At 73.4% G+C, this 26,994-nt stretch carries 27 protein-coding genes; 11 read left to right on the forward strand and 16 right to left on the reverse strand.

Annotated features, from left to right (window positions below):
- The first annotated feature begins 10 nt into the window (after positions 1-10).
- Entirely contained in the window at positions 11-1,144 is a 1,134-nt protein-coding gene (locus OG974_RS01555; RefSeq protein WP_329314878.1) for an NADAR family protein, read from the forward strand.
- 82 nt (positions 1,145-1,226) lie between these two features.
- Here the strand turns inward: OG974_RS01555 and OG974_RS01560 are convergent, their stop codons facing one another.
- On the reverse strand, positions 1,227-2,627 hold the full coding sequence (locus OG974_RS01560; RefSeq protein WP_327279164.1) for an FAD-dependent oxidoreductase: 1,401 nt from the start codon (positions 2,625-2,627) through the stop codon (positions 1,227-1,229).
- A 60-nt stretch (positions 2,628-2,687) separates the two neighbouring features.
- Positions 2,688-3,698: a DUF4349 domain-containing protein gene (locus OG974_RS01565; protein ID WP_328764106.1), complete on the reverse strand. Its 1,011-nt coding sequence runs from the start codon at positions 3,696-3,698 to the stop codon at positions 2,688-2,690.
- 150 nt (positions 3,699-3,848) lie between these two features.
- Here OG974_RS01565 and hemG point away from each other — a divergent pair, with 150 nt between their 5' ends.
- Entirely contained in the window at positions 3,849-5,366 is a 1,518-nt protein-coding gene (gene hemG, locus OG974_RS01570) for a protoporphyrinogen oxidase (RefSeq protein ID WP_371645127.1), read from the forward strand.
- Between the two features lie 23 nt (positions 5,367-5,389).
- Positions 5,390-6,103, forward strand: coding sequence for a hydrogen peroxide-dependent heme synthase (gene hemQ / locus OG974_RS01575; RefSeq protein WP_327279167.1), 714 nt, complete (start codon positions 5,390-5,392; stop codon positions 6,101-6,103).
- Between the two features lie 114 nt (positions 6,104-6,217).
- Here hemQ and OG974_RS01580 read toward each other — a convergent pair whose 3' ends face one another.
- The 8 genes from OG974_RS01580 to OG974_RS01615 form a co-directional block, all read right to left on the reverse strand.
- Positions 6,218-7,993 (reverse strand): alpha/beta hydrolase, encoded by a 1,776-nt coding sequence (locus tag OG974_RS01580; protein WP_327279168.1) that lies wholly within the window; start codon positions 7,991-7,993, stop codon positions 6,218-6,220.
- A 100-nt stretch (positions 7,994-8,093) separates the two neighbouring features.
- Positions 8,094-8,927: a TIGR04222 domain-containing membrane protein gene (locus tag OG974_RS01585; protein ID WP_371645129.1), complete on the reverse strand. Its 834-nt coding sequence runs from the start codon at positions 8,925-8,927 to the stop codon at positions 8,094-8,096.
- Complete coding sequence (locus OG974_RS01590) at positions 8,885-9,964, reverse strand: TIGR04222 domain-containing membrane protein (RefSeq protein WP_329314887.1); 1,080 nt, start codon at positions 9,962-9,964, stop codon at positions 8,885-8,887. The genes OG974_RS01585 and OG974_RS01590 overlap by 43 nt, the downstream gene beginning before the upstream one ends.
- The gene (locus tag OG974_RS01595; RefSeq protein ID WP_328764111.1) at positions 9,961-11,286 is read right to left on the reverse strand and encodes a DUF692 domain-containing protein; all 1,326 of its coding nucleotides are present in this window, start codon (positions 11,284-11,286) and stop codon (positions 9,961-9,963) included. Before OG974_RS01595 ends, OG974_RS01590 begins: the two co-directional genes overlap by 4 nt.
- Before the next feature lie 447 nt (positions 11,287-11,733).
- Entirely contained in the window at positions 11,734-12,297 is a 564-nt protein-coding gene (locus OG974_RS01600; RefSeq protein WP_327279172.1) for a hypothetical protein, read from the reverse strand.
- A gap of 319 nt (positions 12,298-12,616) precedes the next feature.
- Entirely contained in the window at positions 12,617-12,835 is a 219-nt protein-coding gene (locus OG974_RS01605) for a hypothetical protein (RefSeq protein WP_327279173.1), read from the reverse strand.
- 116 nt (positions 12,836-12,951) lie between these two features.
- The gene (locus OG974_RS01610; protein ID WP_327279174.1) at positions 12,952-14,175 is read right to left on the reverse strand and encodes a helix-turn-helix transcriptional regulator; all 1,224 of its coding nucleotides are present in this window, start codon (positions 14,173-14,175) and stop codon (positions 12,952-12,954) included.
- 206 nt (positions 14,176-14,381) lie between these two features.
- Complete coding sequence (locus tag OG974_RS01615; protein WP_327279175.1) at positions 14,382-15,149, reverse strand: aminoacyl-tRNA hydrolase; 768 nt, start codon at positions 15,147-15,149, stop codon at positions 14,382-14,384.
- 71 nt (positions 15,150-15,220) lie between these two features.
- On the opposite strand from OG974_RS01615, the gene OG974_RS01620 reads away from it, so the two are divergent.
- The 4 genes from OG974_RS01620 to OG974_RS01635 are packed head-to-tail and all read left to right on the forward strand — an operon-like array spanning position 15,221 to position 17,599.
- Positions 15,221-15,895: an AIM24 family protein gene (locus OG974_RS01620; RefSeq protein WP_327279176.1), complete on the forward strand. Its 675-nt coding sequence runs from the start codon at positions 15,221-15,223 to the stop codon at positions 15,893-15,895.
- Complete coding sequence (locus OG974_RS01625; RefSeq protein WP_328765256.1) at positions 15,892-16,716, forward strand: ATP-binding cassette domain-containing protein; 825 nt, start codon at positions 15,892-15,894, stop codon at positions 16,714-16,716. The genes OG974_RS01620 and OG974_RS01625 overlap by 4 nt, the downstream gene beginning before the upstream one ends.
- Positions 16,713-17,372 (forward strand): ABC transporter, encoded by a 660-nt coding sequence (locus OG974_RS01630; RefSeq protein WP_328764118.1) that lies wholly within the window; start codon positions 16,713-16,715, stop codon positions 17,370-17,372. Before OG974_RS01625 ends, OG974_RS01630 begins: the two co-directional genes overlap by 4 nt.
- A gap of 14 nt (positions 17,373-17,386) precedes the next feature.
- Positions 17,387-17,599, forward strand: coding sequence for a hypothetical protein (locus OG974_RS01635; protein WP_328764119.1), 213 nt, complete (start codon positions 17,387-17,389; stop codon positions 17,597-17,599).
- A gap of 37 nt (positions 17,600-17,636) precedes the next feature.
- Here the strand turns inward: OG974_RS01635 and OG974_RS01640 are convergent, their stop codons facing one another.
- From OG974_RS01640 to zapE, 5 genes are all read right to left on the reverse strand, one after another.
- Positions 17,637-18,560, reverse strand: a complete 924-nt coding sequence (locus tag OG974_RS01640; protein ID WP_371645133.1) for a polysaccharide deacetylase family protein — start codon at positions 18,558-18,560, stop codon at positions 17,637-17,639.
- Between the two features lie 83 nt (positions 18,561-18,643).
- Positions 18,644-19,597, reverse strand: a complete 954-nt coding sequence (locus OG974_RS01645; RefSeq protein WP_371645135.1) for a PPK2 family polyphosphate kinase — start codon at positions 19,595-19,597, stop codon at positions 18,644-18,646.
- 78 nt (positions 19,598-19,675) lie between these two features.
- Positions 19,676-21,025: an alkaline phosphatase PhoX gene (locus OG974_RS01650; protein WP_328764120.1), complete on the reverse strand. Its 1,350-nt coding sequence runs from the start codon at positions 21,023-21,025 to the stop codon at positions 19,676-19,678.
- Positions 21,026-21,225: 200 nt separating this feature from the next.
- Positions 21,226-21,651: an OsmC family protein gene (locus OG974_RS01655; RefSeq protein WP_327279180.1), complete on the reverse strand. Its 426-nt coding sequence runs from the start codon at positions 21,649-21,651 to the stop codon at positions 21,226-21,228.
- A 63-nt stretch (positions 21,652-21,714) separates the two neighbouring features.
- Positions 21,715-22,785: a cell division protein ZapE gene (gene zapE, locus OG974_RS01660; protein WP_371646695.1), complete on the reverse strand. Its 1,071-nt coding sequence runs from the start codon at positions 22,783-22,785 to the stop codon at positions 21,715-21,717.
- A gap of 84 nt (positions 22,786-22,869) precedes the next feature.
- Between zapE and OG974_RS01665 the strand changes: the two genes are divergently transcribed.
- The 4 genes from OG974_RS01665 to msrB all read left to right on the forward strand — a co-directional run bounded on the left by OG974_RS01665 (position 22,870) and on the right by msrB (position 26,175).
- The gene (locus OG974_RS01665) at positions 22,870-23,649 is read left to right on the forward strand and encodes a pyrimidine reductase family protein (RefSeq protein WP_327279181.1); all 780 of its coding nucleotides are present in this window, start codon (positions 22,870-22,872) and stop codon (positions 23,647-23,649) included.
- Positions 23,650-23,797: 148 nt separating this feature from the next.
- Positions 23,798-24,265, forward strand: a complete 468-nt coding sequence (locus OG974_RS01670; protein ID WP_327279182.1) for an indole-3-glycerol phosphate synthase — start codon at positions 23,798-23,800, stop codon at positions 24,263-24,265.
- A gap of 82 nt (positions 24,266-24,347) precedes the next feature.
- The gene (gene murC, locus OG974_RS01675; protein ID WP_327279183.1) at positions 24,348-25,745 is read left to right on the forward strand and encodes a UDP-N-acetylmuramate--L-alanine ligase; all 1,398 of its coding nucleotides are present in this window, start codon (positions 24,348-24,350) and stop codon (positions 25,743-25,745) included.
- 22 nt (positions 25,746-25,767) lie between these two features.
- A complete protein-coding gene (gene msrB, locus OG974_RS01680; RefSeq protein ID WP_371645138.1) occupies positions 25,768-26,175 on the forward strand; it encodes a peptide-methionine (R)-S-oxide reductase MsrB in 408 nt (135 codons plus the stop codon).
- Between the two features lie 61 nt (positions 26,176-26,236).
- On the opposite strand, the gene OG974_RS01685 is transcribed toward msrB, so the two are convergent.
- Positions 26,237-26,989 carry a hypothetical protein gene (locus tag OG974_RS01685; protein WP_328764122.1) on the reverse strand — a complete coding sequence of 251 codons (753 nt, stop codon included), beginning with the start codon at positions 26,987-26,989 and terminating at the stop codon, positions 26,237-26,239.
- Positions 26,990-26,994 lie beyond the last annotated feature (5 nt).

Raw genomic sequence — 26,994 nt, forward strand, 5'->3', positions numbered from 1 at the left:
CTTGCCCTGCATGACATGGCACGGACCGACGTTTCGCACATCCGACGGAGAACGCGTCGACGGGGCCTGGTGCCTCGTGTGGCGCAAGCACGAGCTGGGCGGCGAGCACTACCCCGAGCACCTCTTCGTCTACGCGGACGGCCGGATATCCGTCGGCCGCTACGAGGCGACCGACCTGGCCGGGCTGGAGCGGTGGCTGGCCTCGGGGAAGATCGCCGTCACCCGGCCGGACCCGCGCGAGCGGTCCGCCTCCGCCTCGAAGTGGCAGTCGCGCAACCCCGAGCCGCTGACCGCCGCAAGTTTCCTCACGGAGGTGGCCGACGAGATCGCCCGCCTGGCCGGCCGGCCCACGGCCGTCGACCGGCTCCGGGAAGCCGAACGCGGCTACCGGCGGGAGGCGACCGAGACCAACCGCGTCCTGCTCCGGGAGGCCTACCTCGCCGTCCCCGCGCACCTGCGCGTCTACGTCCTGGGTGACATGGACCGCCAGGACCGGCCGCTGCGCATCCTGACGACCGACATCGGTCAGGCCGTGGACGGGGACGGGCCGGTGGTGACGGAGGAGATGCACCAGAGCGTGCGCGACCACTTCGCCGAGCGGGACGAGGCTGACGAGCAGGCCGAGGAGCTGCGGGCCGTGCGGTACGCGGACGAACCGACCGGCGCTCCGCAGCCCCCGGTCGTCCTGCACGAGGTCGTGCATCCCAACGGCCGGCCCGCCGAACTCGGCGACTTCGTCCTGCGCAACGACTACGAAGCCCCCGTCACCTACCGGGGCGAGACCTACCCCACCGTGCTCCACGGGTACTGGGCCCTCTCCGCGGCCGACCCCGCCGACCGCGACCGGATCCGAGCCTGCGCGACGGCACGCGAGGCGCACGACACGGGCGGACGGGCGGCGCGGCGTGCGGACTGGCCGGCCCTGCGGCTCGCGGTCATGGCCGGGCTCGTGCGGGCCAAGTTCGAGCAGCACCCCCGGCTCGCGGAGATCCTGCTCGCCACGGGGGAGACGGGCATCCGCTACACCGGCATCTCCGAGGCCCCCTTCTGGCGCGCGGACGGCCCCCGCGGCGGCCGTGACTGGATGGGTCGCCTGCTGGAGCTGGTCCGGGCGGAGTTGCGCGCCGGGGCCGAAGGCCTGTGACCGGCCTGCGGGGCGGTCCGTGCCGCAGCCGCGCGGCACGGACCGGGGGCGGGCCCGGCCGCGCGCCCGCCCCGGACGGGGATCAGGCGGGGGACGAGCGGACCGCGGAGACCGCCTTGCGGGCGGCCACCAGGACCGGGTCCCAGACCGGGGAGAACGGCGGGGCGTAGCCCAGGTCCAGAGATACGACCTGCTCCACCGTCATGCCCGCCGTCAGGGCGACCGCCGCGATGTCCACCCGCTTCGCGGAACCCGCACCGCCGACGATCTGGACGCCCAGGAGCCGGCCCGTACGGCGCTCCGCGAGCATCTTGACCGTCATGTCCGCGGCCGTGGGGTAGTAGCCCGCCGTCGTCGTCGAGCTGATCGTCGCCGTGACGAAGCGCAGGCCCGCAGCCAGCGCGTCCTTCTCCCGCAGCCCCGTACGGGCGATCTCCAGGTCGCAGACCTTGCTGACCGCCGTCCCCACCACCCCCGGGAAGGTGGCGTAGCCGCCGCCCACGCCCGAACCGATCACCTGGCCGTGCTTGTTGGCGTGCGTGCCCAGCGGGATGTGCCGCATGCGGCCCGCCACCAGGTCCAGGACCTCGACGCAGTCACCGCCCGACCAGACGTTCTCGTGGCCCCGGACCCGCATGGAGAGGTCCGTGAGGATGCCGCCGGACTCGCCGAGCGGCAACCCCGCATCGCGGGCCAGCGCCGTGCGGGGTTCCACGCCGATGCCGAGGACGACCACGTCCGCCGGGTACTCGTCCCCCGCGGCCGTGGCCACCGCGCACGCCCGGCCCTCCTCGTCCGTGAGGATCTTCGTGACCTCCGCGCGGGACACCGTACGGATCCCCATCCGGTTCATCGCGGAGTGCACCAGCCCGCCCATGTCCGGGTCCAGGGTGGCCATGGGCTGCTCCCCGCGGTGCAGGACCGTGACCTCGTACCCGCGCGCGACCAGCGCCTCCGCCATCTCCACGCCGATGTAGCCCGCGCCGACGACGACCGCCCTGCGGCCCTGCGCCCGCTGCGATCCCTCGATGGATTCCAGCGAAGCCATCAGGCGCTGCCCGTCGTCCAGGCTCTGCACGCCGTGCACCCCGTGGGCCCCGATGCCGGGCAGCCGGGGGCGGACCGGCCGGGCGCCCGTGGCCACGACGAGCTTGTCGTAGCCCGTCCAGGATTCGGAGCCGGAATCCAGATCGCGGGCACGGACCCGGCCCCCGGCGAGGTCGAGCTCCACCACTTCCGTGCGCATGCGCAGGTCGATGTCGCGCGCGCGGTGCTCCTCGGGCGTACGGGCGATCAACTCGTCCCGGCCGCCGACCCGGCCGCCGATCCAGTACGGGATCCCGCACGCGGAGTACGAGGTGAAGTGCCCGCGCTCGAACGCGACGATCTCCAGCTCCGCAGGGTCCTTGAGCCGCCGGGCCTGTGACGCGGCGGACATCCCCGCCGCGTCACCGCCGACCACCACCAGTCGTTCCACCGCCATCGTCCGCCCCGTCCTGTGCGCCGCCGTCTGGTGGGTGACACGCTACGGGCGAATGCGTGTTCAGTCCGGAACCCGAGCCGTTTCCGTCGGATCCGCGGGCCGGGCAGAGGGGACGGCCGGTACCCGCTTCGCCGACAGACCCGTCTTCGGCTCCGCCGGGCGCAGCCGGCGGTACAGCCGGAAGCACAGCAGCGCCAGCGCGGCCGTGACGGCGAACGGCAGCACCACGGCGATCACCAGGGCCAGGTAGCGGACGATCGTCGTGAAGGCGTCCCAGCCCCCGCTCAGGGCGCCGGTGAAGGAGGGCTCCCCGTCCTTCTTCTGCGCCGCGGGCTTCGCGGCCGGCTCGGAGACCTCCATCGTGATCGTGCCCATCGAGGTCTGGTCCTTCAGCGCCGTCTGCTGCGCCAGGAGCGACTCCAGGTCCGACTGGCGCTTGCTCAGTTCGCTCTCCAGCATCACCACGTCGCTGAGCGCCGTCGCCCTGTCCATCATGTCCCGCACCCGGGCCACGCTCGCCTGCTGCGACTTCACCCGGCTGTCGACGTCCGCAACCTTCTCGGTCACGTCCTGCGCCTCGACCTTGCGGTTGAGCAGCTTCCCGCTGCCCTCCATGGCGCCGAGCACCGCGTCGAAGCGGTCGCCCGGCACGCGCAGGGTCAACGTCGAGGTCATGCGGCCGTCCTCGCCGCGCCGGGTGGACTCGTTGCCCACGTACCCGCCCGCGCCCTCCGCCGCCGTGCGGGCCGCGGCCAGGGCCTTCTGCGCGTCCGTCGTCTCCAGGGCGAGCGTGGCCGTACGGATGACGTGCGGGCGTACGGCGGCCGGCTGCTGCCCGTTCTTGGCCGCGTCGGTTCCGGGGGCCGCCGGGGGAGCCGCCGCGGCCGCCCCCGGCTTGCCCCGGGCCGCGCCCTCCGGGGCGCCGGCCGCGGCCTTGTCGGCGGAGGACGAGCCGGCGCTGACCCCGCCGGCGCCGCACCCGGTGAGCGCGAGCGCTCCGGCCAGGGACAGGGCGGCCACGGCGGCCGCTCCGCGGTTCCGCACGGCGGTGCCTCTACTGGTGGTGCGCATCGGTGGTACCCCCCGAGGATCGGCTGATGTCGCCGGTGTGACAAACAGGGTCGCGCCGCCGGTTTCGCCCCGGCGGTCCCGGGCCGATCCCGATGCGGTCACGGTCCGGCCTCGGTGATCGGCCGGTGAACGGTCTGAGACGATGTGTCCATGCACGAAGCGGACATGCGTACGGACGGCGCGACCGGTACGGGCGCCACCGGCGGAACGGGCGGCCGGCCCGGCCCGGCCGGCCACGCCGTCGTCATCGGCGGCGGCATCGCGGGCCTCGCCGCGGCCCACCGGCTGCTCGCCGACGGCCTGCGCGTCACGCTCCTGGAGGCCGGGACGCGCCTCGGCGGCAAGCTGCACGCCGGAGAGCTCGCCGGTGCCCCCGTCGACCTCGGCGCCGAATCCGTGCTGGCCCGCCGGCCCGAAGCCCTGGAGCTGGCCCGGGCGGTGGGCCTCGGCGAGGCCCTCCAGCCGCCCGCCACCGCCACCGCCCACCTGTGGACCCGCGGCGCGCTGCGGCCCATGCCGCGCGGCCACGTCATGGGCGTCCCCGGCGACCTGGCCCCGCTCGCCGCCTCCGGGGTGCTCTCCGCCGAGGGCCTGGCCCGCATCGAGGCCGAACGCACGCTGGCGCCCACCGAGATCGGTGAGGACGTCGCGGTCGGCGAGTACGTCGCCGCCCGCCTCGGCCACGAGGTCGTCGACCGCCTGGTGGAACCCCTCCTCGGCGGGGTGTACGCCGGCGATGCCTACCGCATCTCCATGCGCGCAGCCGTCCCCGCCCTCTTCGACGCCGTCCGCACCCACCCCACGCTGACCGAGAGCGTCCGCGCGCTCCAAGCCGGGGCCGCGGCCCGCGCCGCCGCCGAACGCACCACCGTCACCGGCGCGGCCGCCACCGGGGCCTTCTTCGCGGGGATCTCCGGCGGCATCGGGCGCCTGCCGCTCGCCGTCGCCGACGCCTGCCGGGCCGCCGGGGCGCGGATCGCCACGGGCACCGCCGTGCGCGAGGTCCTGCGGACCGCCGGAGGCTGGAGGGTCGTCACCGACGTCGAGGTGATCGACGCCGACGCCGTGGTCCTGGCCGTCCCGGCCGGGCCCGCCGCCCGGCTGCTGGACGGGCTCGCCCCGGCCGCGGCCACCGAGCTGCGGACCGTCGAGTACGCCTCGATGGCCCTGGTGACGATGGCCTTCCGGCGCTCCGAGCTGCCCGCCGCGATCACCGACGGCGACGCCAGCGGCTTCCTCGTACCGCCCGTCGACGGGCGGACCATCAAGGCCTCCACCTTCTCCAGCAACAAGTGGGCCTGGGCCGGCGCCGACCCGGAGCTGTTCCTGCTGCGGACCTCGGTCGGCCGGTACGGCGACGAGGGCGACCTGGGGCGCGAGGACTCCGAGCTGGTCGACGTCTCGCTGCGCGACCTCGGCGGGGCCGTGGGCCTCGCGGCCCGGCCGATCGCCTCCACCGTCACCCGTTGGGACGGCGGCCTGCCCCAGTACCCGGTCGGCCACCTCGCCCGCGTGGCCCGGATCCGCGACGCCGTCGCCGCCCTGCCCGGCCTCGCCGTGTGCGGCGCGCTGTACGACGGCGTGGGCATCCCGGCGTGCATCGCGAGCGCCGGGAAGGCCGCCGACGTGGTGATGGCCACGTTGGGCACCCCTGGCACCGACCACTGATCAGCACACGGGACAATGGACACATGACTGCACCAGAGAAGATTCCCAACGCGGGGAAGAAGGCGAAGGACCTCAACGAGGTCATCCGCTACACCCTGTGGTCCGTCTTCAAGCTGAAGGACGTTCTGCCCGACGACCGGAGCGGCTACGCCGACGAGGTCCAGGAGCTGTTCGACCAGCTGGCCGCCAAGGACATCACCGTCCGCGGCACCTATGACGTCTCCGGCCTGCGAGCCGACGCGGACGTCATGATCTGGTGGCACGCCGAGACCTCGGACGAGCTGCAGACCGCGTACAACCTGTTCCGCCGCACCAAGCTCGGCCGCGCGCTGGAGCCGGTGTGGTCGAACATGGCCCTGCACCGTCCGGCCGAGTTCAACAAGTCGCACATCCCGGCCTTCCTGGCCGACGAGGTCGCCCGCGACTACGTCAGCGTCTACCCGTTCGTGCGCTCGTACGACTGGTACCTGCTGCCCGACGAGGACCGTCGCCGCATGCTCGCGGACCACGGCAAGATGGCCCGCGGCTACCCGGACGTCCGGGCCAACACCGTCGCGTCCTTCTCGCTGGGCGACTACGAGTGGATGCTGGCCTTCGAGGCCGACGAGCTGTACCGCATCGTCGACCTCATGCGTCACCTGCGCGCCTCCGAGGCCCGTATGCACGTCCGTGAAGAGGTGCCCTTCTACACCGGACGCCGCAAGTCCGTCGCCGATCTGGTGGCCGGGCTCGCCTGATACCTCCCCTGGGGGGAAGGAGCCGGAGGACCACTCTCGTGACTGGGAGCGGCTTCCGGTGGATCGGGAGGCCCAGCCCCCGAATCGACGCAGCCGGAGACCCCGCCCGGAAGTTCAGACGACAGGCGGCAGCAGAGCCCTGGGTACCTTCCCGGGGGCCTTCGCTGCCCGGTCGTCCAGCGACACCGGTGCGGGCTCCGGATGCGGCGCACACGTGACACGCCACCCCGAGGTGTCACCCGTCAGCAAATACCGCTCCACGTGGCGGTCCACGCAGTCATTGCGCCCGCCGACCACTCCGTGGGTGCCGGCCCCCTCCTCGGTGACCAGCGCCGCCTCGGCGCCGAGCCGCCGCTGGAGCTCCAGCGCACCCGGGTACGGGGTCGCCCCGTCCCGCTCCGCCGCGACGATCAGCGTGCGCGGGATCCGCGCCGGCTGCGCGCCGACCGCCACCGGCTGCTGCCGCTCGCGGACCGGCCAGTACGCGCACGGCAGGTTCAGGAAGGCGTTGGCCCAGGTCTCGAAGGGCGCCCGGCGGGCCAGTTCGGTGTTGTCGCGGTCCCAGACCTCCCAATCCGCGGGCCAGGCGGCGTCGTTGCACAGCACCGCCGTGTACACCGCCCGTGCGTTCTCGCGCGCGGCCGCCGACTCCGTTTCGGGGCGCGCCTGTTGGACCAGCGGGCCCGGATCGCCGGCCAGGAAGGCGCTGAGTGCGGCCGCCCGCTCCGGCCAGACGTCGTCGTAGTACGCCGCCTGGAGGAACGCGGCCTGGAGCTCGCCGGTCCCGACCGCCCCGCCCGCCGGCGCACGGGCCACCGAGTCCCGCACCCGCTCGTAACTCGCCTGCACCGCCGCCGGGGTGGCGCCGAGCCGGTACGCGGCGTGGTGGCGGGCGGCCCAGGCGCGGAAGTCGTACCAGCGGCGCTCGAACCCCGGCGCCTGGTCGAGGTTGTCGAGGTACCAGATGCGGCGCGGGTCGGGGTCGACCGCGGAGTCGAGGACCATCCGGCGGACGTGGCCGGGGTGCAGCGTGGCGTAGACGGCCCCCAGGTAGGTGCCGTACGAGGCACCCATGAAGGTCAGCTTCTCCTCGCCGAGCGCGGCCCGCAGCACGTGCAGGTCGCGGACGTTGTCGAGGGTCGAGTAGTACGCCAGGGCGGCACCGGCCCGCTGCGCGCAGCCGCGGGCGTACGCCCGGGCGGCGGCGACGCGCTGCTGCTTGTACCCGGCGGAGGGCTCCGCCGGGACCTGGGTGGGGCCGTGGGCGCGGGCGGGGTCCTCGCAGGACAGCGGCGCGGAGCGGCCGACACCGCGCGGGGCGTAGCCGACGAGGTCGTAGGCGGCGCCGATGCGCTCCCACTCGGGGAGACCGGCGACGAGCGGGAAGAACGTCCCGGAGGCGCCGGGACCGCCGGGGTTGTAGAGGAGCGCCCCCTGCCGCGCGGCGCCGCCGCGTCCGGTGGCGGCGACCCGGCTGACGGTGAGGGAGATCTGCGGCCCGTCGGGCCGCGCGTAGTCGAGCGGAACCCTGAGCGTCGCGCACCGCACGGAAGAGGGGAGCTCCTCGGCTTCGGGGCAGGCCCCGAAGCCGAGCCGATCGCCGCTGGCGGTTGCGCGGGAGCCGGTGTTCGGGCCGGCGCCGGCGCCGCCGGTGGCTGTGGCGCGTGGGGCCGAGGCGGCCTCGGCCGCACGGCGGGCGACCAGTTCGGCTCCCGCGTCGGCGGCGGCCCTCCTGGAGGCGGAGCCGGCGATCCCGCCGGACCCCGTGGTTGCACCGGTCGTGGTGGATCCGGGGACCGTGGAAACGGGGGGTGCGGCGCGGGCCGAGGGGGACAGGGCGAGGGAGAGGACCGCCGCGGCGACTCCGCAGCGGGCGAGCGGAGTCCGCATGATGGGCCGCCTTCATCTCTTCGGATGAGCCGATGAGATGCGCTCGACGGGACCCTTGTACAGGACCACCGCCGGGTGTCGGCCGCGATCCCCCCGTTGCCTAGGCAAGAGCCGCCCGTAAGGCGGGATCCGTCAGGACGCGGACCCCGCGCAGCGCGACCGCCGTGAGGCAGTCCCCGTGGGCGAGCTCCCGGTCCAGCGCGACGAGCAGCCGCTGCCCCGCCGGGGACGCCCACGCGGAGTACGGGTACGTCTCGAACCGGGCGATGGCCAGGCAGCCCAGGGTGAGCAGCAGCGGCAGCGCGAACCAGCTCAGGATCACCGTGACGGCGGTCCCGCCCGCCGGAACGCACAGTGCGGCGCCGGCCGTCGCCGCCACCAGCAGCGCGGCCCGCCGCACGGCCCGGACTCCGCCGGCCACCCCGCTTCGGGCGGCGGCCGGCAGCGCGAGGCCCGCCGAGCCGAGTCGCTGCGCGAGGGCCCGTACGGCCTCGTCCCGGGCGGCAGCGCTCCGTACGACGGACACCGGCGACTGCCCGTCCGGCCCGAACGCGCCGAGCACGGACCGCTCGTGCGGATCGCGGCCCACCGGGTCGACGACGGTCGCCCAGCCGGTGTGGGCCAGCAGCAGCCGCCGCTCGCGCTGCATGGACAGCAGCGTCAGCTCGGCCACCCGTCGGGGGCCGCCGGCGAGGTAGGCGGTCTCGTACGGGTTCAGTTCGTCAGGGCGCAGTCCGGCGCCCGCACCGCCGTCGGGTGCGGGCGCGGGTACCGAGGCCACGGCGGCGGCCCTCAGCAGGAGGGTGCACGACGCCAGCACCCCTGCCCAGGCCGTCAGGAGGAGCAGGACCCAGAACATGGCGGATTCCCACGAGGTGTAGAAGTGCCCGGTCAGGAACTGCTGCCGCAGCTCGAACCGGACGAACTGCCGCAACTGGAACTGCTGGAACAACTCGAACCGCTGGAGCAACTGGAACTGCTGGAGCAACTGGAGCCGGACGAGCAACTGGAAGCGCCGGAGCAGCTGGAACCGCCCGAACAGCCACTGGAGGAGGATCCGCAGCCCGCCCCGGAGCCCGTGCCGCCGTCACTGCTCGCGCACCATACGACGGGCAGGATCGCGGCGGAAGACCCGCAGGAGTCGACGGGCGACGAGGACGACGTCGACGACGAGGTCGAGGACGGACCGCGGCGCGCGGAGCGGGCCTGGGCGGCCGCCAGCCGGGTACCGCGGGCGGCCGCCGCCAACTGCTCCCGCAGGTGCGGGTCCTGTAGCCCCCGCAGCCCGTACAGGGCGGTCTGCACGTGCGGCGTCCGGTCGTTCAGGTACCGCGCCCGCATCTCGCGCAGCGCCGCCCGCCCCGCCGGCGTGAGCCGCTGCCTGGCCCGTGCGGCGAGGACGCAGCCCATCACGATCCCGCCGGCCAGAGCGGGCAGCACCTTGAGGATGAACGGCACCTGAGGGTCCGGGTCGAGCGCCAGCGCCACGAACGTGAGCGGCAGCGAGAACACCACCCACGCCGCGCACACCACGGTCTGGGCCAGCGCCCGGCGCCGCCACTTGCGCCCGGAGCCGGGGGCGGCCAGCAGCCCGCGGGCGGCGAGCGCGTCGCCGGTCTCCTGGACGGCCGGGTCGACCATGGCGGCGTACCGCACCTGGTAGAGCCAACCGGACGGCGCCTGCCGGTGGGCTTCGAGGACGGCCCGCTCGGCGATGCCGTCGGCCCGCGCCCCGGTGCACACCTGGACGATCCCGGGACCGCCGGCCACCAGCCGGCCGTCGCCGAGCATCGAGACGAGCGCGGTGTCCACGACCGCGCCGGGGCCGCCCGCCATGAACGCGGCCTCGGACAGGTCGTGCAGGCGCGGCGCCGGGCCGGCCGAGCGCGGCCGGGACCGCCGCAGACCGAGGCCCAACAACAGGGTGGAGGCGATGACGGCGACCCAGATCGCCACGGCGAGGGCGTTCATGCGGCACGCCCCACGAGGGTGCGGGCCCAGCGCACGATCCGGCGCGGCGGCCGGGCCCCGGCCCGGTCCTGCCACCAAGTGGTGAGCCGGCGCCGGGCGGCCGGGTCGGCGGGCAGGTCCCGGATCAGCAGGTGCTCGGCGAAGTCGAGGGCGTCCCGCCGGTATCCGGCGGTCATGGGCCGGTTGCGGGCGTAGTCGAGGAAGGCCTCGCGGTACGGGTCCGCACCGCCCAGGATCCCGGGCAGCTCGGGCGCGAGCTTCGCGACGACGCCGGCCCGCTTGGCGGCCAGCGCCCGCGTCTGCACGCCTACGCGCTGCCGGTCGAACCCCTCGGGCACGGGCGTACCGGCCACCAGGGCGGACAGCAGCGCCGCCTGCTCCAGGGCGACCCGCACGCGTGCCCGCTCCAGCCCGGCCCCCGCTCCACGCGCTTCAGGCGCTCCAGGGGTTCGAGGCGTTCGCGGGGGGTGCGGCGCTTCGGGCGCAGGGCGGGCGGGGGACGCTCCGACCGTACCGACCACCCCGCGGATCGCGGCGAGTTCCGCCGCCAGCTCCGCCTCCGCCGGGAAGTCGTCGTCACGCTCCAACAGCACCCCGGCCGGCTCCACGCGCCGCCGCAGCTCCGCCAGGATGTCCAGCACCACCGGCGGTACCGGATGCGCGTGCGTGTCGTGCCACACCCCGCCCCGCTCCACGCCCCCGGCGACGTGCACGTACGCGAGCGCCTCCAGCGGGATCGAGTCCAGCAGGGCGAACGGGTCCTCGCCCCGGTTCACCCGGTTCGTGTGCAGATTGGCCACGTCGATCAGCAGCCGGACCCCCGTCCGCTCCACCAGCTCCGTCAGGAACTGCGCCTCCGTCAGCTCCTCCCCGGGCCAGGAGATCAGCGCGGCGATGTTCTCCAGCGCCAGAGGCACCGGCAGCGCGTCCTGCGCGATCCGGACGTTCTCGCACAGCACGTCCAGCGCCTCCCGGGTCCGCTGCACCGGCAGCAGGTGCCCGGCTTCCAGCGCCGGCGAAGCCGTCCGTACGAAGGCGATGTGCTCGGTGACGACCGGCGCCCCCAGCGCCACCGCCCGCTCCCCGAGGGAGGCCAGCTTCGCGGCATCGGGCCGTTCGGCGCCGCCGAGGCCCAGCGAGACCCCGTGCGGCACGACCCGTACCCCGCGCTCGCGCAGCCGCAGCAGGGACGCGGGCAGGTGGCCGGGGCAGATGTTCTCGGCCACCACCTCGACCCAGTCCAGGCCCGGCAACCGTTCGACCGCGTCCGCGATCTCCGGCCGCCATCCGATGCCCACCCCCAGGTGCGCCATGCTCTTCATGTCCCCTCGCCCCCTCTCATCGGTCGTGTGCCGATGTCATCGCCCCGACGGAGTCGGGCCAACCGCGAAGAGGGACGTTCAGAGCAACATTTGAGGTTCCCGGTCAGCCCGTCACACCCGACCGGACGCGGCGTGCCGGAGTGCCAAGACGCCCCGACCGGAAGGATCCGGCCGGGGCAGCAGAGAACTCCTACCTCGCAGCGACGACGAACCCCCGAGCCGCCGGCCGCTGGCGCACAGCATCCACCCGGGCCCGAATCTGAGGGGTGATGTCCCTCCGGAACCGGGGGTCGGCACAGTCGAACACCCGCCACGGCCCCTCCGGATCCATGGGATCCACGGGAGCTGGAACCCCCGGAATGCCGTACCGACGCATCGCGGAGTGCAGCTCCGACAACTCGGCCGCGGTCATCTCGTCACCTTCCGTCGAGCGTGTGGTGGAGGAGCTTACTCGCCTTCGCCGCCACCGTGGGTGGCGCAGTTGCCCGGGTTGATCGGCCCGCAGCCGCCCGGCACCGGGGTGTGCGAGCAGTTCGCCGCGACCGTGACGAGCGGCCGCTCCGGGCCGGTCCACAGCTCGGCATCCGGGGTGTACCCCGCCTGCTCGATCAGGGCGACAGTCCGGGTCAGTACGTCGGGGTCGTGGCGGGAGGGGTCGGGCCGCTCCGGGTAGTGGTGGACCGTCCGGCCCAGACGGCTGCACAGCGACGCGTACAGATGGGTGTGGAGGATGAGCGCGTGCCACCCCTCGTCGACCTCGCGGGTCGGGGCGATCCGGACCGTCGGGAACAGGCTGGCGGCCCCTACGAACTTGAGGGCCTCAACGAGGAGTCGGCTTGCCATCTCCGACTCCATTCCGGGGTTGTTGTCGAGGATCGTGGCCCGGACGTCGTTGAACTGGGCGTCGGACAGGAGCCCTCGCGGGGACGCGCCGCCCGCTTTGGCGTCGGGTTGCTGGAGCAGGGCGGGCGGGGGGACGGGGTTCTCCGGCGGGATGTTCTTGCAGGCCATGGGTGTCTCCTCCGTGAGATTCCGATGGTGCGAAGGGCCCGCCCCAGCCACTCGAAGGGGAAAGAATCGAGTAGCGGGGCGGAGTCAGTGGGTGCCGACGACGATCATGGCGAGGGCGCCGAAGAGGATCGCGGCGTACCAGAGCCGTCTCACACGCTCGCTCACCGGACTCCATCCGCTTTGCGCGGCCGGCACGCCGGGTCCCGGATGTCATGCGACCAGACCGTCGGACGAGCCCCGGACACCGAGTGTGGGATGAACTCCTGGCCACCCGCCCGGATCACGCCCTCGCAGCGCACGCAGATCTGGCCCACAGCACTCATGCCGGCTCCAGGTCAGCCGGGTCAGCGGTGAATTCGAGGCCGCCAGGGGCCCGCACGTATGCCACCTCGGCGTACCGGTGCTCGCCGTCGATGAAGCCTATGGCTTGGCTGAGAACGTCCATCAGCGTGCCCGTGCGGCCCGTCGAGGCCTCACGAACCTGCTGATGCACCAGCGGGTGGGGAATGGTGGCGGTCGCACCATCCTGGTTGTACATGGCGGCTCCCTACCGTCGTCAGCGGGTGGTAGGACGACGTTAGGGGCGACGAGAACTGACAGAGGGTAAGGTCCCTACCCCTCTGGCGAGGGGTAGGGTTTCTACCCGTCAGATGTTCAAGTCGAGATGCCTAGCTTGAGCGCCAGCTCGCGGGCGTCCTCGCGCACCATACGCGGGCCTGCTTTGGCCAACTCCGGGAGCACCATGCGCGCGTGGGTGTTGTAGCGAATCGTCTCCGGCGAAGCCTTGTGCGCCTTCTGGAGCAGCGCCACCGCGGCCACGCCCTCGCCCTGCATGCCGTGCGCGCGCGCTGACTCAATGAGGTGGAACGACCTTCGGGTCGCGGACGGCACCGAGTCCAGGTCCATGGCTTCCACCACCTCCAGCGCCTTGCCCGGCTTCACCAGGTTCAGGTGCATGGTGAGCGCGTACGCGTCCACCACTCCCCGACCGAAGATCATCCACGGATGGGCATAGCCCTCGCCGAGTCGGCGAGCCGCATCATCCGCGCGGTCCCAGTACCTCCACGCCAAGCCCTCCCGTCCGACCTTCGCGAAGGACAGAGCCACGGCGAGCTGGAGCAGCCCCCACCTGGCCAGGTCCTCCTCATTGTCCTGCCGCAGCAGTGCCGCTGCCTCCTCGGCAAGCTCCACGCGGGCGTCCGCCGCCTCGTTGGCGTCCCGGTACACGTGGTTCATGTACCAGGCCGCGCCAGCCATCGCGCGGGGGCTGTCGGCGTCCTGCGCGGCCGTCATCGATCGGTCGCCAGTGAGCATGATGAGCTCCGGCTCCGGCTGGAACGCGAGGAACAGCTGCGTAAGGTGGTACGTCTGAGCCTGCACAACGAGCGCGTGCCGGCGCTCAGCCCCGTCCAGGGCCCGGGCGGCATGCTGAGTGTCGGCCAGCAGATCAGGCAGCAGGGGAGCGACGCTGGAGCGGTGGTCCCCACGGCCGTGCCACAACTTCCAGGCCTGCCGCACCCGGGCCGCCAACACCTCGGCGGACTCCGGCTCGGAACCAGCAGGGGCCAGCCGGTACGTCGTCAAGGCCCGCTTGATCGCAGGTAGGGCGCTGTGGGAGGCCTTCGTGTACGTGGCGGCCGCAATACGCTCGTCGCCCGTCAGGTCGGCGATGTCGCACTCGTAGACCGTCGCGAGCCGGATGAGCATCGGTAGGCGGGGCATGCCGATGGCGCCTGTCTCGATCCCCTTGACCCACTCGGCGGACCGACCGACGAGGCCCCCGGCGACGGGCCGGGTAAGGCCTGCATGGTCTCTCGCTGCTCTGGCGCGGTGGGCGAACGTCTGGGTTGCGGGTGCGGTGTCGTGCTGCTCGGGCATGCTGGACACTCCTTCTGACCTCGACACTCAGAAGGTACCGCCGAACGGCAGTGCGGGAACGACGAAATCGCTCCCTCCCAGCCCTGAGGCCGAGAGGGGGCGTTGCGTGTCAGGAGCCCCCGTATCACCGGGAATCCCAGCCGGTGTTGACGATGCTCGTGGGCTGGCTCGGCAGGGTGAGCGTCAGCGCCGTCAGACCGGGCGGGTCAGTGCGAAACGCCCCCAGCGAGGCGGGCCCGCAGGGCAGGATGGTCCGCGACCACCGTCGCCGAACCGGGTGCGATCTCCGTGAACCCGGCGTCCCGGACCACCGGCAGCCCGCTCCCGCTCAGCTGCGCCCACTGCTCGCGCGGGGCCGTCCGCACGGCCAGCCGGAAACCCGAATCCCGCCACGCGGTGCGCTCCGGGGCGGTCAGCTCCCACCAGGCCAGCTGCGCCGCGTGCCCGGCCTGGGCCATCGCCTTGCCGGCGGACATCTCCAGGTCCGGGTTGAGCCACAGCACCGCGATCCCCGGCTCGACCGGAGCGAGCGGCTCAGGGTCGTCCAGGTCGGTACCCGAGACCTGGAGCTTGGCGAGCTCCTTGGGCCAGCCGTCCAACGGCACCGGCGGGAAGACCCGTACCTCCGCCGCGCCGCCGTGCACCGTGACACCGGGCAGGGTCGAGGCCTTGCGCCACTCCGCCCCGCGGGCCCGCCGCACCACCTTCCGGATCCGCGCGTCCTGCCAGTCCCGCACCGCCCCGGCCCATTCGCCCTCGCCGTGCGACCGTACGTCGGTCAGCAGCACCAGGACGGCCCGGGCAGCCGTCTCCAGCGCGTCCGTCCGGGCGGGCGGTTCGGCCTTCTCGATCCGCACCACCAGGGGCAGGACGAACTGCGGTGCCTCGTCGCGGGCGGCGTGCTCCTGCCGGAAGGGGCTGTCCGCCCCAACCGCCGGTACGTCTGAAGTGTGGTTCTGGTGCTGGCTGCTCATCCCGCCAAGAATGCCAGGCTCCATCTTCAGGATGATGTCGCAGGGTCCCGGCCCGGGTGAGGATCGAGGCCATGAAGAGTGATCTTTTCGCGTCGGAGAACCTCGCCCAACCGTCTGCCGCTCCCGGCATGACCCTCCAGAACGCCAAGTCCGTGAAGTACACCGTCAACGGTGAAATGCTGGCCCGGCAGGGCTCGATGGTCGCCTTCCGCGGGAACCTCCAGTTCGAGCGCAAGGGCCAGGGCATAGGCGGCATGCTCAAGCGCGCCGTCACCGGCGAGGGCCTCCCGCTGATGTCCGTACGCGGGCAGGGCGAGGCCTGGTTCGCGCACCAGGCCGGCTACTGCTTCGTCATCGACTTCGAGCCCGGCGACGCGCTGACCCTCAACGGCCGCAACGTGCTCTGCTTCGACCCCACGCTCTCCTACGAGATCAAGATGGTGAAGGGCGCCGGCATGACCGGCGGCGGCCTCTTCAACAGCCTCTTCACCGGTACCGGCAAGCTCGCCGTGGTCTGCGACGGCCACCCGATCATCATCCCGGTCACCGCGCAGAACCCGGTGTACGTGGACACCGACGCCGTGGTCGGCTGGAGCGCCCAGCTGGAGACCGGGCTGCACCGCTCCCAGTCGGTCAGCTCGATGATCCGCGGCGGCTCCGGCGAGGCCGTGCAGCTCATGCTGCGCGGAGAGGGCTTCGTCATCGTCCGCCCCAGCGAGGTGACCGAGACGGCGGCGGCCCACTGAGGCTCACCGGCGTGGGCCGCCGCTACGGACTGCGCAGGCCCTGGGTGCTGCGCGGGATCGAACTCGACCTGCCGGCCGGCGCCCTCGTCCGCATCGAAGGCCGCAACGGCGGCGGCAAGTCCACCCTGCTGCGGATCGTCGCCGGGATCGACACCCCGTCCGAGGGGCGCATCACCGGCAGGCCGCGCCGCACGGCGTACGTTCCCGAGCGTTTCCCGGCGGCGCTGCCGCTCACCGCGAGCGCCTACCTGACCCACATGGGCCGGGTGCACGGGCTCCGGCGCACGCAGGCGGCGGACCGGGCGGCCCGGTGGCTGGAGCGCTTCGGCGCCGCCGCGTACGCGCAGACCCCGCTGGCCGAACTCTCCAAGGGCAGCAGCCAGAAGGTGGCCGTCGCGCAGGCGCTGCTCGCCGAGCCCGGGTTGCTCGTCCTCGACGAAGCGTGGACCGGGCTCGACGCGCCCGCCCGCGCCGAGCTGGACCGGGCCGTCGCCGAGCGGACCGCAGCCGGAGGCACCGTGGTCTTCGTCGACCACGACCCGGAGCGGCTCGCCGGCGCGGCCGAGGCGCACCACCGGGTCGAGGGGGCCGCGCTGGTCCCCGTACGGGCACCTGCCGAGGCCGCCGGCGCGGGACCCCGTGTACGGATCGAGGCCGCCGGACCGCCGGGCGCCGAGCCGCCCCCGGGGCTGGCCGCCGCGCCCGCACCCGGCGGGGGCCTGCTGCTGACGGTGCCCGCCGCCCGCTCCGACGCCGTCCTGCGCGACCTGCTCACCGCGCCGGAGCCCTGGCACATCCGAGCCGTGGAGGAACTGCCGTGACCGGCCTGATGCGGTACCAGAGCGCACTGCTGCTGCGCTCCCAGCGGTGGATCGCCCCGCTGCTCCTGTACGCGGCCTTCCTGGCCGCCGGGGTCCGGCCGGGCGACCCGCTGCTGGACTCGCTCGGCTTCACGGCCGCCGGACTGGTGCCGATCACGGCCTGGCTGGTCCGGGTCTGCGTCACCAACGAACCCGACGCCGCCCGCGACTGCGCGGCCGCCGCGGCCGGCCCCGTACGGGTGCACGCGGCGGCCCTGCTCACCGCGCTGGGCGGGGCGCTGCTGGCCGCTGCCGTGGGTACGGCGGCGGTGCTGCTGATCGCCGACTCCGGCAGGGCGGAACACGTGGAACGGCAGGACGCGGCCCTGGCCGGGGTGTTGGCGGTCCTCGCCTGCGCGCTGACCGGCGCGGCCGTGGGGGCCCTGTGCAGCCGGCCGCTGCTGCGCCCGACCGGGGTCGCGGTCCTGGCGGGCGGCCTCGGCTCGCTGCTGGCCTGGGGCCTCGCCGGCTCCCCGGCGCGCAGCGCGGTGACCGCGCTGGTGGAGGGTTCCCGGGCACACACCGTGACGCTGCCGCTGGCGTCCTTCGCGGGGGCGTTGGTGCTGGCCTGCGGGGCGGGCGCGGTGGCCTGCCTCGTCAGCGCGCGCCGGGGCTGAGTACGCTCGGGGGCATGGACGAAGTGGACCGCGAACCCGAGGGCACGGCCGGGACCGGGGCGTACTGCCCGACGCCGACGTCCCCGGCGGGGCGGGTGCCCGGGCCGCCGTACGCCGACTGCCTCGCGTGCGGCGAGCCCACCGAATACGGGGTCGCCACCCCGGGCGTGGTGCTGTGCCCGGTCTGCGAGTGGCAAGAGGCGCAGCGCACCGCCTGCTCCGGCTGAGGCCCCGAGCTCCTCCCGCCCCGGCACGGCCGCGGCACTACTTTCCGATGAGCTCGGAGACCTTCACGAAGCGGTAGCCGCGCTTGCGCAGCTCCGGGACGATCTTCTGGACGGCTTCCTCGGTGACCGGCGCGGCGCTGCGCGTGCAGTGCATGACCACCACCGAGCCGGGCTTCACGCCGGTGAGGACCTGCTCGGCCACCGCGTCCGGGTCCTTGGCGAAGGCGTCCCCGCTGACCACGTCCCACTGGACGGCCGTGACCTTGGCGGTGGACACCGCCCTTAGGGCCTGGTCGTCGTAGCAGCCGCCGGGGAAGCGGAAGTACGGGACCGTGTTGACCGCGCCGGCCGTGCGGAAGGCGGCGAAGGCCCGGTCCACATCGGCCCGGGCGGCGGCGGCGTCGAGCGTGGGGAGCCCGTAGCAGGGGGACTTGAAGGCGTGGTGGCTGTACGAGTGGTTCGCGATCTCGAAGTTCGGGTCGGTGCCGATGGACTTGGCCTGGTCCGGGTACTCCTCGGCCCAGCGGCCGGTCATGAAGACCGTCGAGGGCACCTTGAGCCGCCGCAGGGTCGCGATCAGCTGGGGGTTGTCGAAGTGCTCCCCGCCCGCGGCGCGCGGCCCCTGGTCGGAGGTCATGTCAGCGTCGAAGGTCAGCGCGACGGTCTTGTCGGTCTGCTGCTTCGCCCGCTCGAAGACCGGGGTCAGGCCGTTCGGCCCGGGCGCCAGGGTCGGGGCGGCCTTGCCGGGCGGCGGGGCGGCGGCAGGGGCGGAGCCGGCTGCGCCCGGCGGGGCGGGGGCGGCGGAGGACGAGGGCGCTGCGGAGGCCCCGGGGGTGCCCATTCGGGCTTGGCTGCCGGAACCGGATGCGGAGGTGTCGCCGCCTCCGCATCCTGCGAGGGCGGTGCAGAGAGCGGCACTGAGGGCGGTCGCGACCGCCACATTGCGCACAGAAAGGGTCACGGATGCAAAATATATGACCATCTGTCAATCGGATCGCAGCGGCGCGGGGGCCGGTCGGGGAATCGCCCGCCCGCAGGACCCCGTCAGCTTTCGAGCAGCCGGGCGCGGCACGCCTCCACGTCGTAACCCGCCTCGGGACAGCTCGGACCGATCTCCTCCAGATGCTCCAGCAGCAGCTTGCTGACCGCCCAGTTCCGGTACCACTTGCGGTCCGCGGGGACCACGTACCAGGGCGCGGCGTCGCTGGAGCAGCGCTCCAGCGCCAGCTCGTACGCGTGCCGGTACTCCGGCCACACGGCGCGGTCGTCGATGTCGCCCGGGCTGAACTTCCAGTGCTTGTTGGGGTTGTCGAGCCGCTCCAGCAGCCGCTTGAGCTGCTCCTCCGGGCTGATGTGGAGGAAGACCTTCACGAGGGTCACGCCGTCCTCCGCGAGCGACTGCTCGAACCGGTTGATCTGCGCGTAGCGGCGGTTCAGCTGACTGCGCGACACCAGCTCGCGGACCCGCGCGATGAGGACGTCCTCGTAGTGCGAACGGTCGAAGATGCCGATCTCGCCCGGCGCGGGCAGGGCCTTCCTGATGCGCCAGAGGAAGGGGTGCTCGTGCTCCTCGGGCGTGGGCGCCTTGAAGGCCCTGACCCGGCAGCCCGAGGGGTTGAAGTGGCCGATCACGTGCTTGACCGTGCCGCCCTTGCCGCTGGTGTCCATGCCCTGGAGGACGAGCAGCACGCGGCGCCGGTCCCCGGCCGTGCTCGCCGCGTACAGCCGCTCCTGGAGGGAGGCGAGGGGGTCGGCCAGCAGGGCGCCGGCGGCCAGGCCGGCCGCCTTCCCCGCCGGTCCGCCGGGGGTCGCGGCGGGATCGAAGGCGTCGAGGTCGAGACGCTCACCGGCGGGGGCGCGGAGCAGCGGGCGCAGCGCGACGCCCCGGGTGCCCTGGTCGCCCCGGCCCTCCCGCCCGGTCTTCTCCCGGTCCTTCTTCCCGCCGTCCTTCTTCTTGCCGTTCTTCGCGCCGTCCTTCTTCTTGGTCTTCTCGGCCACTGCCACCTACCCCGATCCGGTCGACTCCCTCCGATCCTCCACCACATCGGACGGGGTCGCGAGGGCACGGCCGCAGGGTCAGTGCCAGGGTCCCGTCACCGCGAAGGTGGTCCCCGGCGCGTAGGCGTTGACGTACATCGTCCGCCCGTCCGGAGCGAAGGTGACCCCGGCGAACTCCCCCCACTCCGGCGCCCCGGGCCGGCCGATGTCGTCGGCGTTGCGGGCCACCGGGTAGACCTCGCCGTCCCGGGTGACGCCGAAGACGTACTGTGCTCCGCCGCCGTCCTCGCACACCATCAGGCCGCCGTCCGGGGCCAGGCAGATGTTGTCCGGGGAGTCTCCGGGCAACTGGACGTCGGTCGCCGGGCCGAAGAGCACGTCGAGACGGATCGTGGAGCGTCGCGGATCGTGGAACCACACCTGGCCGTGGTGGTCGGCGGCCGCACCTTCGACGGTGCGGGCGTAACTGGAGACGAAGTGGACGCCGCCGTCGCCCCAGTAGCAGCCCTCCAGCTTCTGCGCATGGGTGATCCCGCCCGGCCCGAAGTCCTGGAACCGGATCGGGGTGCCGGCCGCAGAGGGGTCCGGTACGGGGACCCACTCGACCGGGAACTCGGCGCCCGGCTCGTCCATCACCGACAGGTCCGCCACGCCGGGGACGCGCAGGGCCTGGAGGGTGCCGCCGGCGCGCAGGGAGCCGGTGCCGCCGAGGGGCTGCGCGGGCAGGAACCGGTAGAAGAGACCGAAGGGCTCGACGAACGCGTCCTCCGTCTCGTAGACGGTTCCGCGGTACGGGTCCACGGCGACGGCCTCGTGCGCGAAGCGGCCCATCGCGGTCAGCGGGACGGCGCCGGAGCGGTGCGGGTCGGCGGGGTCGACCTCGAAGACGAAGCCGTGGTCCTTGGTGTAGCCGGAGGTCCCCGCCCGGTCCTCGGTCTCCTCGCAGCTGAGCCAGGTGTTCCACGGGGTGCGGCCGCCCGCGCAGTTGACGGCGGTACCGGAGAGGGCCACGCGCTCGCCGGTGACGTTGCCGCTCGGGTCGAGGTCGAGGAGGGTGCAGCCGCCGAGGGCGTTCGGGTCGTACGTGAGTCCGCGGACGGCCGGGACACGGAGGGCGGCGGTGGTGCGGTTCTCGTGGTTGCGGACGAGACGGACGCGGCCGGAGCCCGCGTCGAAGGCGGCCATGCCGTCGCAGTTGGCCGGCACGGCGCCCTCGCCCGAGCGGAGGGGGTCGCCGGCGCGGGACAGCACCCGGTAGCGGAACCCGGCGGGGAGGTCGAGCAGCCCACGGGGGTCGGGGAGCAGGGGACCGTACCCGTGGCGGGCCGGGACCGCGGCGCGGGAGCTCCCGGCGAAGAGCGCGCCGAGGGCTCCGCTGAAGACGATGCCGGTGCCGGCGGTGAGCAGGTTGCGACGGGTGACGGACATCGGCGGCTCCCGGGGCGAGGGGTGAGGGGGCCGTGTTACCACGCGCCCCCACTCCCCTCGCGCTCCGACGCGTACGAAGCCGGTCGGCCCTCACCCCACCGGCCGGGTCCCCGGGGCGTCCGGCTGCGGCGGCTGGGCGGGACCCCGCCCGCGCGCGGCCGGCCCGGGCGGGTCCCGGTCGGGCAGGGGTGCGCCGGGTGTCAGACGAGTTCGGCGCTCAGGGTGATCGTCGTGCCGGTCAGGGCCTGGCTGACCGGGCAGTTCTTCTTGGCGTCCTCCGCGGCCGCGGCGAAGCCCTCCGCGTCCAGGCCCGGGACCTCGGCGCGGACGGTCAGGTGGATCCCGGTGATGCCCTCGCCCGGCTGGAAGGTCACGTCCGCCTTGGTCTCCACCCGGGTGGGCGGGGTGCCGGCGCCGTCCAGGCCGTGCGAGAGGGCCATGGAGTAGCAGCTGGAGTGCGCGGCGGCGATCAGCTCTTCCGGGCTGGTCTTGCCGTTCGCGGCCTCGGCGCGCGAGGGCCAGGAGACGTCGAACGAGCCCTGACCCGAGGAGTCGAGGGTGACGACGCCGGCGCCCTTGAGCAGGTTGCCTTCCCAGTTGGTGTGCGCGGTACGCGTGGTGGCCATGGTGGATCCCTTCGCAGAAGTGGGAACGGCCGGCCCGTACGGGACGGGCCGGCGTCCCCAAACCTACTGGGACACCAGGGGTTTCGCGTCGCGCGCCAGTGCGGTGAGCCTTGAGATGGCCCGGAAGTACTTCTTGCGGTAGCCGCCGTTCAGCATTTCTTCACTGAACAGCCGGTCGAACGGCACTCCGGACGCCAGGACCGGCATCTCGCGGTCGTACAGCCGGTCCGCCAGGACCACGAGCCGCAGCGCCGTCGACTGGTCCGGGACCGGGCCGACGTCGGTCAGGCAGACCGCCGAGATGCCGTCGGTGAGGGCGCCGTACCGGCTGGGGTGGACCCGGGCCAGGTGTTCGAGCAGGCCCGGGAAGTCGTCCAGGCTCGCGCCCTCGGTCGCGTACGCGGCCTTGGTGACCTGCTCGTCCGTGAACGGCGCAGGCGCCTCCGGCAGGCCGCGGTGGCGGTAGTCCTGGCCGTCGATGCGCAGCGGGCGGAAGTGCGCCGAGAGCCCCTGGATCTCGCGCAGGAAGTCCGCGGCGGCGAACCGGCCCTCGCCGAGTTTGCCGGGCAGGGTGTTGGAGGTGGCGGCCAGCGCCACGCCCTGTTCGACCAGGCGGCTGAGCAGCGAGGACACGAGCACGGTGTCGCCCGGGTCGTCCAGCTCGAACTCGTCGATGCACAGGAGGCGGTGGCCGCCGAGGGTCTGGACCGTCTGCTGGAAGCCGAGCGCGCCGACCAGGTTGGTCAGCTCGACGAAGGTGCCGAAGGCCTTGAGCTGGGGCTCGGCCGGGGTGGCGTGCCACAGGGAGGCCAGCAGGTGCGTCTTGCCGACGCCGTAGCCGCCGTCGAGGTAGACCCCGCGCGGGGCGGCGGGGGCCGTGTTCTTCGAGGCCCTCGCGAACCAGCGGCGCTTTCCTCCGCCGCTGGCGTGGGATCCGCCCAGGCCTGCGGCGAAGTCGCCGAGCACGGTGACGGCCTCGGCCTGGCTGGGCTGACCGGGGTCCGGGTCGTACGTGTCGAAGCGCACCGAGTCGAACCGCGGCGGCGGCACCATCTCGGCCACCAGCCGCTCGGCGGGGACCCGCGGCTCGCGGGCGCACAGGGCCTGCGGGCCGGCGTCGCCCGGGCCGGCTATCGGGGGTCGCCCGTAGGTGGATCCGGAGGTGGAGAGTGATGTTGACACAGCTCTTAACTCTACGGGGCGTGGCACACTGCACCGATGCGACGCCTGTTCCCTGTGACCGATCAGACATCAGCCCCGGCGGACCGCGGTGACCGTGAGTGGTCGCTGGACGAGCTGGCGGACGCGTACGCGTACCCCGGGCTCGGCGCGGACGGACACTGGCTGCGGGCCAACATGGTTTCCACCCTGGACGGCGCGGCCCAGCACGACGGGCGCTCGCAGCCGATCTCCGGCGAGACGGACATGCGGATCTTCGGCACCCTGAGGGCGCTGGCCGATGTGGTGCTGGTCGGCGCGGAAACGGTTCGCCAGGAGGGGTACCGCCCGGCCCGGGCCCGCGAGGCCTTCGCGGCCCGGCGGGCGGCCGCCGGGCAGGGTCCCGCGCCCGCCATCGCGGTGGTCACCGCCAGTCTGGACCTGGACTTCTCCCTTCCCCTGTTCACCTCCCCCCTGGTGCCGACCCTCGTGGTGACGGGGGCGGCCGCACCCGCCGACCGGGTGGCGGCGGCGGCCGCCGCCGGGGCCGAGGTCGTGCTGGCCGGCGAGGGGGCGGGCGCGGATCCGGTCCGGGTGGTTCGCGAGCTCGCGGACCGGGGGCTGCGCCGTCAGCTCACCGAGGGCGGGCCCCGGCTGCTGGGGCAGTTCGTGGCCGCCGACGCGCTGGACGAGCTGTGCCTGACCATCTCGCCGATGCTGGTGGCGGGAGGGGCCCAGCGGATCTCCGGAGGGCCCTCGGTGGCCGTGCCGCACAGGCTGGCGCCCGCCTCGGTACTGGAAGAGGCCGGGTTCCTTTTCACGAGCTACCGTCGGATCTGACAAGGGGCGGAATTTCTTGTTCCGCTTTGCTTCCGCTGGGCACATACCTGGGCAGAGATATCCCCGCAAGGCCCCGTGCGAGAGCGGGGAAGGATGGTTTCCGCAGGGGCCGGCCGACCGGCCTCGGCCCATGAAGGAGAGGGCGTCCGTGTTCACGAGCGTTTTGATGATCGAGCAGCCGCTGACCAGCGTCGACGTGGACTTCGTCACCAGCCTGCACGGGGACGACCCGGTCTCCTTCCTTGTCCTCATGCAGCCCCGGGGCGACCAGGACCGGCTGCTGCGCGCCATCGACGACGTGGCCCTCGGCGAGCTGCCCGAGGCGCTCCGCGAGGCCGACGTACCCGAAGGGCACGCCGCCCGCGGCCCGGCCGAGCAGGCGCTCGTGCACTCCCTGGAGGCCTTGCGCAAGAAGGGCGCCAAGGCCAGCGGGCAGATCATCGAGGACCATCCGCTCGACAAGCTGAAGGCCGTCGTGGAGGAGGCCAACGCCGACGAGGTGATCGTTTTGACCGCCCCGCACTTCGTCGAGGAGTTCTTCCACCGGGACTGGGCCTCCCGGGCGCGCCACAAGGTCGGGGTTCCGGTGCTGAAGCTCTTCGCCCACAACGAATAGGCTGGCGTCCGACACACGCGCCGGGACGGTCCGCACCGCCGAGACCCCCGACGTACCGACCCGCACCTTGGGGAGATCCCGTATGACGCCGCCCGGCCTGCCGAACGCCATGGAACGCCCGCACTTCATCGGCATCGGCGGCGCCGGCATGTCCGGCATCGCGAAGATCCTCGCCCAGCGCGGCGCGCAGGTCGCCGGCAGTGACGCCAAGGACTCCGAGACCGCCGGGGCGCTGCGCGCCCACGGCGCCACGGTCCACATCGGGCACGCGGCCGGCCACCTCGCCGACGACGCCACCTGCGTGGTCGTCTCCAGCGCCATCCGCGCCGACAACCCGGAGCTGGCCCGCGCCGCAGAGCTCGGCATCCCCGTCGTGCACCGCTCCGACGCCCTGGCCGGCCTGATGGACGGCCTGCGCCCGATCGCGGTCGCCGGTACGCACGGCAAGACCACCACCACCTCGATGCTGGCGGTGTCCCTTTCGGCCCTGGGCCTGGACCCCTCGTACGCCATCGGCGGCGACCTGGACGCCCCCGGCTCCAACGCCCACCACGGCGAGGGCGACATCTTCGTGGCGGAGGCGGACGAGAGCGACCGCAGCTTCCACAAGTACACCCCGCAGGTCGCGATCATCCTCAACGCGGAGCTCGACCACCACGCGAACTACGCGTCGATGGAGGAGATCTACGAGTCCTTCGAGACCTTCGTCGGCAAGATCGTGCCCGGCGGCACCCTGGTCGTCGCCCACGGCCAGGCGGGCGCCGCCGAGATCGCCGGGCGGGTCCGCGCCAACGAGGGCCTGAACGTCGTCACGTACGGCGAGGAGGAAGGCGCCGACGTCCGCATCACGAAGATCACGCCGCGTGGCCTGACCAGCGAGGTCACCGTGGTCATCAACGGCCGGATGCTCACCTTCACCGTCTCCGTGCCCGGCCGCCACTACGCGCACAACGCCGTCGCGGCCCTCGCCGCCGGTGTCGCCCTCGGCATCCCGGCGCACAACCTGGCCTCCGCCCTCGGCAAGTACACCGGCGTCAAGCGCCGCCTCCAGCTCAAGGGCGAGGCCGCGGGCGTGCAGGTCATCGACTCGTACGCGCACCACCCGACCGAGATGACCGCCGACCTGGAGGCCATCCGCGGAGCCGCCGGGGACGCCCGGATCCTGGTCGTGTTCCAGCCGCACCTGTTCTCCCGTACCCAGGAGCTCGGCAAGGAGATGGGCCAGGCCCTCTCCCTGGCCGACTCGGCGGTGGTCCTGGACATCTACCCGGCCCGCGAGGACCCGATCCCCGGAATCACCAGCGAGATCATCATCGCGGCCGCCCGCGGCGCGGGGGCCGATGTCACCGCCGAGCACGACAAGGCCGCCGTCGCCGATGTGATCGCGGGAATGGCCAAGCCCGGTGATCTCGTTCTCACCATGGGCGCGGGTGACGTCACGGACCTCGGTCCGGCGATCCTCGCCCGGTTGACGGACTGAGCGACGAGGGAGCGGGAGAGTCATGTCGTACGAGGTCGAGAAGACGGACGAGCAGTGGCAGGCCGAGCTGACGCCGTCCGAGTACCAGGTGCTGCGCCTGGCCGGCACCGAGCCGGCGTTCCGCGGTGAGTACACCGACAGCAAGACGGCCGGCGTCTACTCCTGCCGCGGCTGCGGCGCCCAGCTCTTCCGCTCCACGGAGAAGTTCGAGTCGCACTGCGGCTGGCCGTCCTTCTACGACCCGAAGGACTCCGACGCCGTCGAACTGAAGGCGGACGTGTCGCACGGGATGGTCCGCACCGAGGTGCTGTGCGCGAAGTGCGGCTCCCACCTGGGCCACGTCTTCGAGGGCGAGGGCTACCCCACGCCCACCGACCAGCGCTACTGCATCAACTCCATCTCGCTGCGGCTGGCCCCCGACGAGGGCTGAGGCGGCCCGCTGCTCCTCCCGTCACCTTCGTCCCGCCGGGCCCCGCCCGGCGGGGCTCCGGTCAGACGCCCACGCGGTCCAGGGCCGGGAGGAACTGGTCGTAGAAGGCCGTCTTGAGCTGCACCGACCGCTCCTCCAGTTCTTTGAAGCAGTCGCCCGCCCCCTCGCGGGCCAGCAGTTCGGTCACCCGCGCGGCCAGGCGGTCGGAGTGGGAGCCGGAGAGCAGGGACACCCTCGCGAGGGGCCGGGTCTTCGCGTCGTGGACGTGGTGCGGGTGGTAGAAGCGCGAACGGTTCTCGCCCCCGCCCGCGAACAGGGGGCCCATCCGCTCCCAGAGCCGTCCGTACTCGGCGGAGACCAGGACCTCGCCCCAGAACCGCAGGACGGTCAGCAGCCGCAGGTCGGCGTCGTCGTGGGCGCCGCATGCGGCGATCAGCTCGAAGGCGTCGTCGACGGCGCGGCGCGTGGCGGCAGTCGGTCTCGACGCCACCACGGCGTCCCTGGAGATCCCGAGCAGGCCCAGGTCGTGCGTCATGTCCTCGCGGTGCGAGGGCGTGTGCCCGTCCCCGCCCGGGTACTCCTCGCGCAGGATGACACGGGCGATCCGCTTCCCGGCCTCGTCGCGCAGCAGGTCGATCGCCAGATCGTAGGACGGGGTGAAGGCGAGGGAGACGAATCGCCGCTGGAGCAGGAGGGCGGCGAAGTCCTCGTCCGGCAGCAGCGCGATGCCTGCCAGGACCGGGTGCTCCTCGAACCGTTCGACCAGTGCGTCCTCGAACGCGTCCAGCTCGTCCAGGGGCGTGGGCATGGGCATGGGCC

Origin of the sequence: Streptomyces sp. NBC_00597 (assembly GCF_041431095.1) — a bacterium.
In the GTDB taxonomy this organism is placed as follows: Bacteria; Actinomycetota; Actinomycetes; order Streptomycetales; family Streptomycetaceae; genus Streptomyces.

Bases quoted from the DNA above. Each gene is read 5' to 3' on its own strand.
- OG974_RS01555 (WP_329314878.1), top strand. From the start codon at position 11: ATGACATGGCACGGACCGACGTTTCGCACATCCGACGGAGAACGCGTC.
- OG974_RS01685 (WP_328764122.1), bottom strand. From the start codon at position 26,989: ATGCCCATGCCCACGCCCCTGGACGAGCTGGACGCGTTCGAGGACGCA.
- OG974_RS01605 (WP_327279173.1), bottom strand. From the start codon at position 12,835: ATGTACAACCAGGATGGTGCGACCGCCACCATTCCCCACCCGCTGGTG.
- OG974_RS01580 (WP_327279168.1), bottom strand. From the start codon at position 7,993: ATGCGGACTCCGCTCGCCCGCTGCGGAGTCGCCGCGGCGGTCCTCTCC.
- OG974_RS01620 (WP_327279176.1), top strand. From the start codon at position 15,221: ATGAAGAGTGATCTTTTCGCGTCGGAGAACCTCGCCCAACCGTCTGCC.
- OG974_RS01655 (WP_327279180.1), bottom strand. From the start codon at position 21,651: ATGGCCACCACGCGTACCGCGCACACCAACTGGGAAGGCAACCTGCTC.
- OG974_RS01595 (WP_328764111.1), bottom strand. From the start codon at position 11,286: ATGAAGAGCATGGCGCACCTGGGGGTGGGCATCGGATGGCGGCCGGAG.
- OG974_RS01665 (WP_327279181.1), top strand. From the start codon at position 22,870: ATGCGACGCCTGTTCCCTGTGACCGATCAGACATCAGCCCCGGCGGAC.
- hemG (WP_371645127.1), top strand. From the start codon at position 3,849: ATGCACGAAGCGGACATGCGTACGGACGGCGCGACCGGTACGGGCGCC.
- OG974_RS01600 (WP_327279172.1), bottom strand. From the start codon at position 12,297: ATGGCCTGCAAGAACATCCCGCCGGAGAACCCCGTCCCCCCGCCCGCC.
- OG974_RS01635 (WP_328764119.1), top strand. From the start codon at position 17,387: ATGGACGAAGTGGACCGCGAACCCGAGGGCACGGCCGGGACCGGGGCG.
- OG974_RS01565 (WP_328764106.1), bottom strand. From the start codon at position 3,698: ATGCGCACCACCAGTAGAGGCACCGCCGTGCGGAACCGCGGAGCGGCC.
- msrB (WP_371645138.1), top strand. From the start codon at position 25,768: ATGTCGTACGAGGTCGAGAAGACGGACGAGCAGTGGCAGGCCGAGCTG.
- murC (WP_327279183.1), top strand. From the start codon at position 24,348: ATGACGCCGCCCGGCCTGCCGAACGCCATGGAACGCCCGCACTTCATC.
- OG974_RS01590 (WP_329314887.1), bottom strand. From the start codon at position 9,964: ATGAACGCCCTCGCCGTGGCGATCTGGGTCGCCGTCATCGCCTCCACC.
- OG974_RS01560 (WP_327279164.1), bottom strand. From the start codon at position 2,627: ATGGCGGTGGAACGACTGGTGGTGGTCGGCGGTGACGCGGCGGGGATG.
- OG974_RS01610 (WP_327279174.1), bottom strand. From the start codon at position 14,175: ATGCCCGAGCAGCACGACACCGCACCCGCAACCCAGACGTTCGCCCAC.
- OG974_RS01650 (WP_328764120.1), bottom strand. From the start codon at position 21,025: ATGTCCGTCACCCGTCGCAACCTGCTCACCGCCGGCACCGGCATCGTC.
- OG974_RS01615 (WP_327279175.1), bottom strand. From the start codon at position 15,149: ATGAGCAGCCAGCACCAGAACCACACTTCAGACGTACCGGCGGTTGGG.
- hemQ (WP_327279167.1), top strand. From the start codon at position 5,390: ATGACTGCACCAGAGAAGATTCCCAACGCGGGGAAGAAGGCGAAGGAC.